This is a genomic window from Alkalibacterium sp. f15 (assembly GCF_049389645.1).
Classification (GTDB): domain Bacteria; phylum Bacillota; class Bacilli; order Lactobacillales; family Carnobacteriaceae_A; genus Alkalibacterium.
In genome coordinates, this window is record NZ_CP186540.1 from 2,346,079 (window position 1) to 2,359,700 (window position 13,622).

The 13,622-nt window shown below is 41.3% G+C and carries 10 protein-coding genes; 8 read left to right on the forward strand and 2 right to left on the reverse strand.

Features of this window, described 5'->3' with window-relative positions; genetic code table 11:
* The first annotated feature begins 31 nt into the window (after positions 1-31).
* Positions 32-2,431 (forward strand): LamG-like jellyroll fold domain-containing protein, encoded by a 2,400-nt coding sequence (locus ACO1PF_RS11025; RefSeq protein WP_423189108.1) that lies wholly within the window; start codon positions 32-34, stop codon positions 2,429-2,431.
* Positions 2,432-2,908: 477 nt separating this feature from the next.
* Positions 2,909-3,097 (forward strand): hypothetical protein, encoded by a 189-nt coding sequence (locus ACO1PF_RS11030; RefSeq protein ID WP_423189109.1) that lies wholly within the window; start codon positions 2,909-2,911, stop codon positions 3,095-3,097.
* A gap of 124 nt (positions 3,098-3,221) precedes the next feature.
* Here the strand turns inward: ACO1PF_RS11030 and ACO1PF_RS11035 are convergent, their stop codons facing one another.
* Positions 3,222-3,863, reverse strand: a complete 642-nt coding sequence (locus ACO1PF_RS11035; protein WP_423189110.1) for a pentapeptide repeat-containing protein — start codon at positions 3,861-3,863, stop codon at positions 3,222-3,224.
* Between the two features lie 197 nt (positions 3,864-4,060).
* Here ACO1PF_RS11035 and ACO1PF_RS11040 point away from each other — a divergent pair, with 197 nt between their 5' ends.
* From ACO1PF_RS11040 to hflX, 3 genes are all read left to right on the forward strand, one after another.
* On the forward strand, positions 4,061-7,339 hold the full coding sequence (locus tag ACO1PF_RS11040; protein WP_423189111.1) for an SNF2-related protein: 3,279 nt from the start codon (positions 4,061-4,063) through the stop codon (positions 7,337-7,339).
* 231 nt (positions 7,340-7,570) lie between these two features.
* A complete protein-coding gene (miaA, locus tag ACO1PF_RS11045; protein ID WP_423189112.1) occupies positions 7,571-8,506 on the forward strand; it encodes a tRNA (adenosine(37)-N6)-dimethylallyltransferase MiaA in 936 nt (311 codons plus the stop codon).
* Entirely contained in the window at positions 8,507-9,742 is a 1,236-nt protein-coding gene (gene hflX, locus ACO1PF_RS11050) for a GTPase HflX (protein ID WP_423189113.1), read from the forward strand.
* Positions 9,743-9,841: 99 nt separating this feature from the next.
* Here the strand turns inward: hflX and ACO1PF_RS11055 are convergent, their stop codons facing one another.
* Positions 9,842-10,729: a LysR family transcriptional regulator gene (locus ACO1PF_RS11055; protein ID WP_423189114.1), complete on the reverse strand. Its 888-nt coding sequence runs from the start codon at positions 10,727-10,729 to the stop codon at positions 9,842-9,844.
* A 246-nt stretch (positions 10,730-10,975) separates the two neighbouring features.
* Here ACO1PF_RS11055 and ACO1PF_RS11060 point away from each other — a divergent pair, with 246 nt between their 5' ends.
* The 3 genes from ACO1PF_RS11060 to ACO1PF_RS11070 all read left to right on the forward strand — a co-directional run bounded on the left by ACO1PF_RS11060 (position 10,976) and on the right by ACO1PF_RS11070 (position 13,262).
* Positions 10,976-11,353: a CidA/LrgA family protein gene (locus ACO1PF_RS11060; RefSeq protein WP_423189115.1), complete on the forward strand. Its 378-nt coding sequence runs from the start codon at positions 10,976-10,978 to the stop codon at positions 11,351-11,353.
* Positions 11,354-11,366: 13 nt separating this feature from the next.
* Positions 11,367-12,071, forward strand: coding sequence for an LrgB family protein (locus ACO1PF_RS11065; protein WP_423189116.1), 705 nt, complete (start codon positions 11,367-11,369; stop codon positions 12,069-12,071).
* 90 nt (positions 12,072-12,161) lie between these two features.
* A complete protein-coding gene (locus ACO1PF_RS11070) occupies positions 12,162-13,262 on the forward strand; it encodes an alpha-hydroxy-acid oxidizing protein (RefSeq protein WP_423190550.1) in 1,101 nt (366 codons plus the stop codon).
* Positions 13,263-13,622: the final 360 nt, after the last annotated feature.

Sequence of the window (13,622 nt, forward strand, 5' to 3'; positions counted from 1 at the left end):
TAGATAATCCCTATAGATAAAGGAGACTAACATGTTGAAAAATCGATATAGAAATCTATTGTTTATTATTGTTCTATCATTACTGGTAATCATTCCTATCGCTAAGGTGACCGCTCGTTCACTCGACAATAACTCAACTTATCAGAGCAGTAAAAATCTCGAATATGATGTTGAATCGCCTGCATTTACAGAAGCTTCTGTTCATGACCCCTCTGTTATCCGAGTGGACGAGTCATTTTACGTTTTCGGATCACATTTAGCTTCAGCGAAAACAACTGACTTAATGAACTGGGAGCAAGTATCAACCACAGTTAATCCAAATAATCCTTTGATTGAGAATGTATTTGAAGAATTATCTGAGGCGTTTGAGTGGGCAAATACAGAAACCCTTTGGGCTGCGGATGTTAGACAATTGGGTGATGGACGTTTTTATATGTATTACAACGCTAGCCAAGGTGATGCACCACGTTCGGCAATGGGTTTAGCTATTGCTGATGATGTCGAAGGCCCTTATAAAAACCAGGGGATATTTTTGAAATCAGGCATGTGGGATCAGGAGAGCCCTGACGGATCTATATATGATGCGACTGTTCATCCGAATGCAGTTGATCCTCATACTTTTTATGATAAAGATGAGGATCTCTGGATGGTATATGGGTCGTATTCAGGTGGTATTTTCATCTTAGAAATGAATGAAGAAACTGGACTGCCTTTAGAAGGACAAGGATACGCTACACATCTGATTGGTGGAAATCACAGTAGAATCGAAGGCGCATTTATAGAATACAATACTGAAACGGATTACTACTACATGTATATGACATTTGGTGGATTGGATGCAGATGGTGGGTACAACATGCGTGTCGCTCGTTCCGAAAATCCCGCTGGACCGTATCTAGATGCTGAAGGAAATATAATGAGCGATGTAAAAGGCGCAGAAGTATCATTCTTTGATGACCGTTCAATCGAACCTTACGCTGTCAAACAAATGGGGAACTATTTATTTAAGAGAGAATTAGGTGAAAAAGGTACTGGAATTGGAACCGGGTATGTTTCGGCTGGACATAATTCGGTATATACAAATGAAGATGATGAAATATTTATTTTTTTCCACACGCGTTTCCCGCAAACCGGAGAAATGCATGAAATACGTGTGCATCAAATGTTTATGAATGAAAGCGGCTGGCCAGTCATTGCACCATATCGATTTACAGGAGAGACACTAGATAAAATCAATAGACAAGACGTTATTGGAGAATATAAATATATTGATCATGAAAAAGATATTTCAAGCGAAATAAATGTCTCTGAAACAATTACGCTAGAAAAAAACAATAAATTAAGTGGTTCAGTAAGCGGATCATGGAAAAGTATATCTCATAATACTGTCGAATTAACAATTGACGGTGATACTTATAATGGCGTGTTCTTGAGACAGTGGAACCCAACGTCAAATGAAGTAGTCATGACATTTACCGCTCTATCTGAAAAAGGCGTTGCTGTATGGGGAAGTCAGTTGGAAGTCGTATCAAATGAAGAAGTTGTTCAAGCGATAGTTGAAGAATTGGACATTGATGAAACGATTATCACTTCTATAGAGTTACCGACGACCGGCATGAGAAATGCTACCATTACATGGATATCTTCTGACGAAACAGTCGTTACAAATGACGGCGAAGTTACTCGACCAGAAAATGGTGCAGGAGATGCAATCGTTACTTTAACTGCTGAAATAGTTAAAGGAGAAGTCAGTCAGACTAAAGAGTTTATTGTAACTGTTCCGGAGCTAAATGAAGGTGGACTTGTTGCCCATTATTCATTTGAAGGTTCACTGGAAAATAAGGTAGAAAATGACTTTGGAGATGGTATTCTTGTAGGGAATCGTATAGATACAGAAGGAGGAACTCTTTTATTTGGAGAAGGTCAAAAAGAAGATAGTCAGTCCCTTCACTTAGATGGTCAAAGCGGTATCAGACTTCCGGATGGTTTGATCACCAATCATACGTATAGTGTTTCGTTATGGTTAAATCCAAATGAACTGACTCCATTTACTACAACATTTTTTGGTTTAAGAACAGTGAATGACTGGGTCAGCTTAGTACCGAATGGTCCGGCTTCAAATCAGACGATGGTCTGGTCGGGAAGTCAGAGTTGGTATGATGCGGCAACTGGTTTAACAATCCCTGAGAATGAATGGTCTCATGTTGCTTTCACAGTGGAAGAGGGAGAAATCATCGTTTACGTCAATGGTGAAGAAATGTTTAGAGGTGAAAAATTCCCACACATATTTAGCAACACAAGCAGTGTGTTTAGTTTAGGTGTTAACTACTGGGATACGCCATTCAATGGATTAGTGGATGAGGTTAGCGTGTATGACAATTTAGCATTACCTTCTAACGAAATTACTGATTTATACAATGATTTAAAATGAATAAACTAGTTCTTCATGTAAGATTGGCTAATCACTAATGTGTCACTATAAGGAATTAAAATGAGTATCTGGTCAATTTACAATTACTATTTCAAACGTGCCGATTTCAAGTGGCTTGAACAATGGATCATCAGTTAATACTTTTCAAATAAGTGAAACGAAGACACGTCTAGCAGTTCTCTAGACGTGTCTTCGTTTTTCTGTTATAAAAAGTTGAGTGGACCATACTCGCCATTCGGCGAGTATGACCCATATAAAAGTTCGATTGAATTTATTTAGAAGTGGTTAGTAATTTTTTAATTGCGATCAATATGTCAAACTCAAGGTGCACTATATTCTGAATTTGACATTTCTTAAGCGAAAATGCAGACTCGGCCGAAATGAAACAGTGAGTTCGACATCTTGATCCAAAAAGTGCAGATTCAAAAGAAATTACTTATTGAGTTTGACATTTCGTGAACTAAAGTGCAGATTCAGATGAAATATGACACTGAATTCGACATTCCTATAGTAAAAGTGCAGATTCAGATGAAATATGACACTGAGTTCGACATTCCAACAGTAAAAGTGCAGATTCAGATAAAATATGACACTGAGTTCGACATTCCAACAGTAAAAGTGCAGATTCAAATGAAATATGACACTGAATTCGACATCTCAATCTAAAAAGTGCAGATTCAGATAAAATATAACACCGAATTCAACATTCAGTCAGAAAAATGACCGACTCAAACTAAATGAGCCGGTGAATTTGACATATCATCAAAAAATAGTATTTTTCACTCAGAATTTAAACGTCTCTGATCTCCAACCCAAGCAGATCGAGAAAGTCCAGCGATTGCGACTGACTCACGATGGCTCCTTTTAGAGCGTCTAATTCGACTGAGAGCGTATCGAAGGTGGAGGTACTGATATCCACACCATTCAAAGAGGTACGCGAAAATCGAGACCCGTTCAGAAGACATGATTTGAAAAGAATGTCTGTCCACTTTGTTTCTAAAAAATCGGCTTCATTCAGTTTGCAGTGAACAAATTCGCACATTTTCAAACTGCTGAATCCAAACGTACTTAAGTCCATCACACAATCTTCAAATAGGACATGTTCCAGCTTCGAATCATTGAAAAGGCTGCCGTTCAAGCGGCACTCCTTGAAGGTTACTTGTTTGAAGATGGCATGAGAAAATACCGCATTTACGAATTGACACTTTTCAAAAATGACATCTCGGAAATACCCTTCTTCTAGGTTGATGGATTCGAACTGCACATTGACAAAGCGGACCGTTTTGAATTCCAGCCGTTTTATTTCAAATAAAGGCACCACACAATTACTGATTTCGACGTATTCGACATAGGGTTCATCTGCATCAAAACTTTCATCAAATGTCTGGTGATCTAAATGTTTCGGTACCTGAGGCTCCACGCGTTTTTTCATATAACACCGCTCCTTTGATTCAAATTATAGCACGACCGATGCAATTAATTGAAAGAATATGGAAAGAATTTTCAAATTCGGCTAAATCTTTGTTATAATGGACAGATGAACTTTTAATACCTATGTGAGTAATCAGAACGATGTATATATAAAAGAGTTTTAGAAAAAATTACGGTTTAAAGGATGGACATAACCTTATGAAAAAACAAACCTTTCCAGAAATGACTCTGACGAGTTTAGCCAGCAATTATCCGACTTTTTTGCAGGGTAAAGAGCTTTACAACAAAGGGAAAGCTACCAATATAAAAGTGGATGAGAAAAACAACACCATTCAATTCTCAGTCGAAGACAAGCAAATCGAGACCGTACACCTTCGCTTTTACCCGAATGGTGTGGCGCGTAAATATCATTGTACGTGTAAGGCCTTCGAGAAGAATAGCGGTGCGTGCAGACATGTAGTGGCAGCAATGATGCGGCTGAATGAATTGGATGCGAACGATCTGGAGGCTGAATCCAATTCAGCGAAAAATGGCTCTCCGGCTTCCATGTTTTCATACAAAAAGAGTGAAAAAGCCATCAATGCACTGATTCACTATTCTAAAAAAGAAATCTCGCGTCACACAGATATCTTGTACAAAGAACCGGTTTATGTCGAGTATATGTTGAACATCAGCGGGACGAAAATCAATCCTATCTATGACTTGTACTTCAAAATGGGTAAGGACTATTTGTATGTCATCAAAAATAGTTCTCAACTCATCGATGATATCGTCCATGAAGAAGAAATCGTTTTTGGCAAGAATTTCACATTCAACACCGCTGATTATGCGCTCATGCCAGAAGACAGAAGAGTGTTTGATTATTTAAGTGATATTCAGACTGTGATCAAATCGGTACTTCCCATGGGTTATGAGAACCAGTTTTTAAATAAAGACAGTTTTACTTTGCCACCGTCATACATCAAAGGATTATTGCGGTTACTGGATAAAACGATGGGCGCTTTTGTAAGGTTTGGTCGTCCGCCAAGACAGTTGTCTCAAGCCGATAGAGGCGAAGCTCTACTCATCGAAGAGGATCTTTCCCAACTTAATTTGTCGTTCAGTATCAATAAAATAGAGCACTTGTTTCATTTTACGCTAAGCGACTCGACCACAAATATTCAAGGTTTAACGTTTCATGATCAGGCAAAAATGATCGAATATAAACAAGCGTTTTACTTCTTTGAGTCCCCGCATTATGAACTGATCAAACAGATCATCGAAGGATTGAAGGAGTCAGGATCGGATACCTTGGTCATGCGCAGACAGGAGCTGGAAACATTTCTGTCAGTGACGTTGAGTCAACTTAAAAAAATCGTGGATGTCTCTATGGACGAAGAGGTAAAAGCATTACTTTACCAGGCACCATTTGAGGCCCAACTTTATATGGATACCAAAGACGATAATCTGCTGGTCAGACCTGTCTTTTCTTATGGGAATGTCACGATTTATCCCCTTGAAGAAACCCTGTCAGACAGCGAAGAGTCTATTGTAGTGAGAGAATGGGCGGAAGAATCGAAAGTACTGAGCATGCTTTTTGAAGAGATTCCACTTCCGGCACGAAAAGGTGACATGTGGGAGTTGACGCACACGGACACCATCAGTAATTTCCTGTATGATGCCTTGCCTTCTTTAGCGGATAATATGGAAATTTTCTTGTCCCAGCCGGCACGCAGCCTGCTTTACAGTCCGTCACGTCAACCGAAGATAACGATGGAAATGCGCGAGTCGTCAAATCTCCTAGATATTTCGTTTGATACGGAAGACATTTCCACCGAGGAACTGAGAGAATTACTGAAAGAATTAGAAAAAAATCAATCCTACTACCGTTTATCAAGTGGTCAGATCGTGAATTTGAAGGATCCGGCTTTCCAAGCGATGCGTCGGGCCAAAAATTCATTGGATCTTGATGACGAAGAAATCGACAAGGATATGACGGTGTCTGTTTTCCAGGGGCTATCTGCTTTGGAAGAGGACACGATTCAAAAAGGGAAACGATTCAAGGATCTAGTGAAACAGCTCTTTACGCCTGAAGAATTGACCTTTGACTTGCCGAAAAAATTGGAAGCGGATATGAGACCCTATCAAGTTACCGGGTATAAATGGTTGAGAAGTTTGAACCATTACGGTTTCGGTGGCGTCCTGGCCGATGATATGGGACTGGGCAAAACCGTTCAAACGATCGCGTTTATTCAGTCAAAAATTGAAACGGAAGAGGGCAAGTATCTGATCATCTGTCCGTCCAGTGTCTTGTTCAACTGGGAGCGTGAATGGGAAAAATTTGTTCCAGATACAGAAACTATTATTATTTCTGGTAACAAAGAAGAGCGCCAAGCCCTAAGGCAGGAAGCGATCGATAAGAATATCTCTGTCTGGATCACCAGTTACCCACTCATTCAGCGTGATACCGATCTATATGAAGAAGATGTCTTTAAAACCATTGTTCTCGATGAATCGCAGAACGTGAAAAATAGTGCAGCCAAGACAACCAAAGCAGTTAAACATTTGAAGGCAGAAACCAAGATCGCCTTGTCGGGAACTCCGATCGAAAATCACCTCGGAGAACTGTGGTCACTCTTTTCCATCGTTCAGCCCGGCTTATTCAGAAATAAAAAAGACTTCCAGTCGATGGAACAGGACCGTATTGCGGCCAAGATCAAACCGTTCATTTTGAGACGACTCAAAAAAGACGTGCTGCATGACTTGCCTGAAAAAACAGAGACAACGGAATACATCGAACTTTCTGAAGGGCAAAAACGCTTGTATCAAACCCAGCGAGCGGCGATCAAGCAGGAACTCAAAGAACTGGTCGATTCCGATACGCTGCGTTCCAACCGTATCAGAGTACTGGCCGGCATGACCCGGTTACGTCAAATCTGTTGTGATCCAAAACTCATCTTACCGGATTATGAAGGGACCTCTTCCAAACTTGAACGCTTGATGGAGTATTTGGAAGAAGCCAGAGAAAACGGAAAACGGGTAGTGCTGTTTTCGCAATTTACATCCATGCTTAAGATCATCCGTGAGCGCCTCGATGCGATAGATGTGGATTACCACTATCTGGATGGTCAGACCAAGAATGAAAACCGTCTGGAACTGACGACAAGGTTCAACACGGGCGAAAAAGACTTGTTCCTGATTTCTCTCAAAGCCGGTGGCACCGGTCTGAATTTAACGGGTGGAGACACCGTTATCCTCTTTGACTCATGGTGGAACCCGGCAATCGAAGACCAGGCCGCTGACCGCGTGCACCGTTTCGGACAGAAAAAATCTGTCCAGATCACGCGTTTCATTACGACGGGAACGATCGAAGAACGTATCAATGACTTGCAGGAGAAAAAACGCGAACTCATCGATTCGGTCATTACGAAAGGAAACAAAGAATCCGTCACCACTCTTTCTACCGAAGAAATACTGGAACTGCTTTATGAAGACTAAAAGAGCCAAATAGTCATCGGCTTTTTGCAATATCAGATTGTGACACAACAAAACGATACCGATTTCTTTTGTGCTGTTGTTAAAAATAAAACTAAAATGTAAACTGCTTTAATCGTTTAAGTTTCTTACTCAAACGATTAAAGCAGTTTTTTCAATATAAGGATACATCTTTTATTCCGCCGGTCAGTCTGTGCTATACTAACTACAAGAGTATGTAAGTGGAGGAATAATGTGAAGGAAAAAATAATAGTCATTGTAGGACCTACAGCTGTAGGGAAAACACAGTTAGGGATCGAGTTGGCTCAAACCTTTAACGGCGAAGTCATCAATGGTGATTCCATGCAGGTATATAAAGAATTGGATATCGGAACGGCCAAGGTCACGCAAGAAGAAACCAGAGGCGTTCTGCATCATTTGATCGATATCAAGTCACCGGGTGAACCGTATACCGTTTCTGATTTTAAAAAGGATGCCTCCGGAAAAATAAGCGAATTGATTTCAAAAGGAACCATGCCGATCGTTGTCGGGGGAACTGGTTTGTATATCGAATCTCTCCTGTTCAATGTCAGTCATGGCGGAACTGCAGAACCTAATCCAGTTTTTCGAGAAGAAATGGAGCGCTTTGCCCATGAAAACGGACGAGAAGCGCTCCATCAGCTGCTCGAAGAAAAAGACCCGTTAGCTGCAGCAGGCATCCATCATAACAATGTCAGACGGGTGATACGCGCCCTTGAAGTGATCCATGAAACCGGTAAGAAGTTTTCCGACTATCAGGACGAACGGGAAAAAGAACCGGTTTATGATGCTTTTGTGATCGGGTTGAACACCGACCGTGAAGTTCTATATGAACGCATCAATAAGCGGGTCGGTCTCATGCTTGAACAAGGTCTGCTCGAAGAAGTGAAGTGGCTATATGCCAATTTCCCCGGAGACGTGCAGAGCAAAAAAGGCATCGGCTATAAAGAATTCAGTCCTTATTTAGATGGTCGAGAGTCACTGGAAGAAGTGGTGCAGAAAGTGCAACAGCATTCACGAAACTATGCCAAACGCCAGCTCACTTGGTTCAGGAATCGTTTCACGGTAGATATGTGGACCGATCTGGTCTCAGATCCAATTAATATAGAAGCAGTAAAACAAAACGTAAATAATTTTATAGAGGGTGATTAAGTGGTTAAGGAAAAAGAATATGAAAAAGTCATCATTGTCGGTATCGAGGGACAACGCGAAGAGCAAGCCTTTATTTATTCGTTCGACGAACTCGAACAACTGGTTGAAAACGCCGGAGGTAAAGTGGTCGCGAGACTGTCACAAAAACGCGAACGCCCAGATCACAAGACGTTTATCGGCAAAGGGAAGATCAGTGAACTCAAGAGTTTAGTTGATGAACTGGGTGCTCAAACGGTGGTCTTCAACCATGAACTGTCTCCGAGTCATATGCGTAACATTCAGGAAGTGATCGATGCGAAAGTCATTGACCGGATTCAAGTGATCCTGGATATCTTTGCCTTGCGTGCCAAAAGTAAAGAAGGCCAACTCCAGGTGGAACTGGCCCAGTTATCATATATCTTACCAAGACTAGCCGGTCAGGGTGTAAACATGTCACGACTGGGTGCCGGTATCGGGACGCGTGGACCAGGTGAAACGAAACTGGAGACCGACCGCCGTCACATTCAAAGTCAGATGTCAGATATCAAAAGAGAGCTCAAGAAAATCTCAGCTCATCGAAAACGCAGCCGCGAACAGCGTAAGGAGAGCAATGTCTTCCAAATCGGTTTGATCGGCTATACGAACACCGGGAAATCGACCCTTTTAAACAAGCTGACTGAAGCAGATACCTATGAAAAAGACCAGTTATTTGCAACACTGGATCCGTTGACGCGGAAATTTGAACTGCCGTCTGGAATGCAGGTGACCATGACTGATACGGTTGGTTTTATTCAAGACCTACCGACGCAACTCATCGAAGCGTTCAAATCAACTTTGGAAGAGTCGATGGACGTCGATTTACTCCTGCACGTCATTGATGCCTCGGCTGACAACTTGATCACACAGGAACAGACCGTCTTGTCCTTACTCAACGAACTAGATATGGAAGAAATCCCAACGTTGAACGTCTACAACAAGAAAGATTTAGTGGATGGACCTGTCAAGTCAACGCTTTATCCGAATATTATCGTTTCGGCGTATGACAATGAAGATATGGAAACCTTGAAAGAACGAGTGGAAACCGAAATGAAAAAAATCATGAAACCGTACCGCCTTGAAATAGAAAGTCACCGTGGTGATCTGCTCGTTGAACTGAGACAGCAGACACTCCTGCAGCGTCAACTGTATGACGATGATAAACAAGTCTATTTTGTGGAAGGCTACGCCAAACCTGATTCAAAATGGCTCACTAAATAAAAGATAAAAATCAAAGTAACTAAAGAAAAGTATCGCTGAATGTGAAATTATAAAAGACACTTACAAGTATAATTCTTACTTGTAAGTGTCTTTTTAGTTTTAATTGAATTCCTTATTGATAACTTTGATCAAGTGGGTATTGAACTGCTTTTGATATGTACTCGTTTGGACTTTGTTATTGATAATGAGTCTGATATAAAATTTCGGAGAATCTTCGAGTGGGATTTTTATCATGTCCGATCGATCTCTCACCAGCAAATCGATCATTAGGCTTGCACTCATCCCAGAAGCAACCATGGAATTGGAAGTCTGAATTTCATTGGCGTAATGTATCCGTTTGAAGTCGATGTCATTCTTTTTTGCCCAGTCATCCACCATACGCTGATGGGTATAACCCTTGGCCAGAGTGACCAGAGAGAGGTTTTTGAGATCCTTTGGTTTCACTCTTTTTCGTCTGGCTAAAGGGTGAGTGGGTGAGACCCATAAATACAGTTCGTTTTCGGCGATGGGGATCTGAGTAAGCCATTCCTCTTCAAAAAAAGGTTGATCACTGCCAACGATTGCAGCTGGGATTTCACCTTTTTTAACTTTCTCATACATAAGGTCCGAACTTTCTTCTTCAGTGAAGTGCAGATTGTCTAAATAGGCAGTTAGATGCGGCATTATTTTTGGTAGATAATGACTCCCTATGGTTGGAAGGAGCCCAAAATAGACATCCTGGGTTTCCATATTGCTGATTTTTTCCTTAACTGTTTCGAGTATATTCAATATATCCAGCGCACTTTGATACACTATTTGTCCGGAATCGGTTAATTCAACACTTTTTTTCGAATGATTACGAGTGATCAATGTCGTATTATATTCATCCTCCAGGCGTTTCAATGCAATGGATACAGTGGGTTGAGAAAGATAAAACAGGTCAGCTGTTTCTGAAAAGCTCCGCGTTTCTGCAAGATGTCTGAAATAAAGTAAATCATTAAGTTTCATTGGCTATTATCTCCTTGGTAATAGGTGAGGCTAATCACAAAGCCGTCACTTATAAATTTAATTTATAATAGCATAAAATATCTATATTTCCAAATATGAAAGCGATTGCTATAGTTTGGTTATGGCAAAAATATAAACAAGTTGAATAGAAAGTCTTTCGTCGCACCTAATTTAAATTGAAATGAAAGCCCTTTAATCAACTTGTTATAAGATCAGTCAAATTTATAAATAACAGAGGTGAGTGAAATGGTTATAATCAAGCAATTGTTTTGGATTCTTTTCTTTTCATTTTTAGGAGAAATCGGATCCTACCTAAGTCCGGTTGCTGTTCCTGGAAGCGTCATTGGAATGATCCTATTATTTTTCGCCCTTCATTTCAAATGGATCGAGATGGAGAAGGTCGAAGCTGTTGGAGAATGGCTGACAAATAACATGGCTATCTTATTTATACCGGCAGGAGTAGGTTTAATGACAAACTTTTCTATCATTGGGGATGTATGGTGGCAACTGCTGCTTGTCGTTTTGATATCGACCCTCGCGATGATGGCTTTAGTTGGTGTTGTTGTTCAATCTGTGATCAGGATGACCGTGAAGGAAAATCTTGAAGAGTCATATCAGCGATGAGAGGAGTAATTAAATGATTCAGGAATTAGCTTCAAATCCTTTTTTTGGGATTGTTTTATCAGTTGTTTTATATTTGATCGGTCAAAAATTACATACCAGATGGCCGATTCCGATTTTCACACCATTGGTTTTTGCAATCCTGTCCATCATTGTGATTTTACTCGTGATGGGCACCCCTTATGAAGTTTACAACGAAGGCGGTCGGTTCATAAACATTTGGATCACACCCGCGACAGTGGCTTTAGCCATAAAGCTCGAGAAAAATTTTGAGCATTTACGTTCCAACCTGGTTGCCATCATTTCAGGTATCAGTATAGGCGTCGTTTTCCATACGCTACTGATCGTCCTTCTAAGTCTGACGTTTCAGTTTAATGAAGAGTTGGCTGCCACGCTTTTCCCTAAATCGGTCACAACCGCAATAGCGCTAGGTGTTTCTGAATCACTCGGGGGCATTGCGTCTCTGACAGTAGCGGTCGTTGTATTCACTGGGGTATTGGGGGCTGTAGCAGGACCGTCACTATTCAAATGGTTAAACATAACGGACCCCGTTGCTCAAGGGATCGCCATGGGCTCAAGTTCGCACGCAATGGGGACATCTAAGGCGATAGAAATGGGTGACGTGCAGGGCGCAATGTCCGGCCTGTCGATCGTCTTGACAGGGATAGCGGTAGTCATCATCGCTCCTTTTGGTCTGTACATCATTCAACTGTTCTTTTAATAAAAAGATTTATAAGTATAAAAGAGTTGTTCATTTGTAAATATAGTAAAACAAAAAAATTAGAGACGGAGTGAATAAAAAATGCAAAAAATGGAAACAGCGTCATACAAGGCACCAACTGAAATCAAGGCTATTGAAGTTGTCAACACGTACGAACTGGAGGACAGAGCCAGAGAAATTATTCCGCATGGCGGATTTGATTACATCTCGGGTGGGTCTGGAGACGAGTACACGTTAAGACAAAACGTAGAAGCCTTTAATAATAAAGGGATCCTACCAAGAGTATTGGCAGATGTAGAAAAACCGGAAACGAAAACATCGATCCTCGGTCATGAAATCAACGCGCCATTCATTATGGCACCTATTGCTGCACATGGACTGGCACACCAGACGAAAGAGGCCGGCACCGCTCGTGGCGTATCCGAGTTCGGAACAATCATGTCTATAAGTGCTTACTCAGGGGCCTCTTTTGAGGAAATCGATGAAGGTCTCAGAGGAGCTCCCCGGTGGTTCCAGATTTACATGAGTAAAGACGATGAAATCAATAAAGCCATCGTTGACGAAGCAAAAGCAGATGGCGCAACGGCCATTATTTTAACAGCAGATGCCACTTTGGCAGGTAACCGTGAAAAAGATATCCGCAATAGATTTGTCTACCCGTTCGGTATGCCGATCGTGTCTCGTTATTTAACAGGAACTGGCGAAAAAATGTCTCTCAATAATATTTATGCTCAATCCAAGCAAAAAATCAGTCCAGAAGATGTAAAATTTCTTGCCGATTATTCTGATTTGCCTGTTTTTGTAAAAGGTATCCAGTCACCGGAAGATGCTGTTTTGGCCATTGGAGCAGGAGCGGCGGGCATTTGGATTTCTAATCATGGCGGACGTCAGCTCGATGGTGCACCAGCTTCATTCGATACACTTGAAAGTATCGCCAAAGCTGTTCAGGGACGTGTGCCGATCGTCTTTGATTCAGGAATCCGACGGGGAGAGCACATTTTCAAAGCACTGGCATGTGGTGCGGATGTTGTAGCAATTGGCCGCCCGGCGATTTACGGCTTGGCTCTTGGCGGTTGGAAAGGTGTGAAGAGTGTCTTTGACTACTTCGAACACGATTTGAAACGTGTCATGCAGCTAGCAGGAACCCAAACCGTGGAAGATATCAAAAACACCAATCTCTTCACTAAATAAATAAACCAAAGGTCTCGGCTCAATTCATGCCTGAGGCCTTTTTTTTACTGACTGATTCATGCATATGCTCTTATGAAATTTAAAGTAACATGAATAAGAATAACGATTGGAAAGATTTAAAGATTTAAAATGGAAAGTGGACGTCACAAACGTCCTCTAACAACTAAATAGTTCTTGGGTTGGTGCTGGTGAACATGCTAAACGCTCACTGGAGACAAATTGGTTGGTGAGTAAGCACTAGAGTTTTTTTTGACGCCCACTGGGAAGGGTTCGCCAACCGAGCAGGCACTAGAGGAGGAGGCTAGGACCCACTGACGGTAGCTTACCTACTCAGTGGTCACTATAGCGTGTTAGTAAGGC

What these genes read in the sequence shown, in the direction of transcription:
- ACO1PF_RS11025 (WP_423189108.1), top strand. Translation starts at nt 32, where the DNA reads ATGTTGAAAAATCGATATAGAAATCTATTGTTTATTATTGTTCTATCA.
- ACO1PF_RS11030 (WP_423189109.1), top strand. Translation starts at nt 2,909, where the DNA reads ATGAAATATGACACTGAATTCGACATTCCTATAGTAAAAGTGCAGATT.
- ACO1PF_RS11035 (WP_423189110.1), bottom strand. Translation starts at nt 3,863, where the DNA reads ATGAAAAAACGCGTGGAGCCTCAGGTACCGAAACATTTAGATCACCAG.
- ACO1PF_RS11040 (WP_423189111.1), top strand. Translation starts at nt 4,061, where the DNA reads ATGAAAAAACAAACCTTTCCAGAAATGACTCTGACGAGTTTAGCCAGC.
- ACO1PF_RS11055 (WP_423189114.1), bottom strand. Translation starts at nt 10,729, where the DNA reads ATGAAACTTAATGATTTACTTTATTTCAGACATCTTGCAGAAACGCGG.
- ACO1PF_RS11060 (WP_423189115.1), top strand. Translation starts at nt 10,976, where the DNA reads ATGGTTATAATCAAGCAATTGTTTTGGATTCTTTTCTTTTCATTTTTA.
- ACO1PF_RS11065 (WP_423189116.1), top strand. Translation starts at nt 11,367, where the DNA reads ATGATTCAGGAATTAGCTTCAAATCCTTTTTTTGGGATTGTTTTATCA.
- ACO1PF_RS11070 (WP_423190550.1), top strand. Translation starts at nt 12,162, where the DNA reads ATGGAAACAGCGTCATACAAGGCACCAACTGAAATCAAGGCTATTGAA.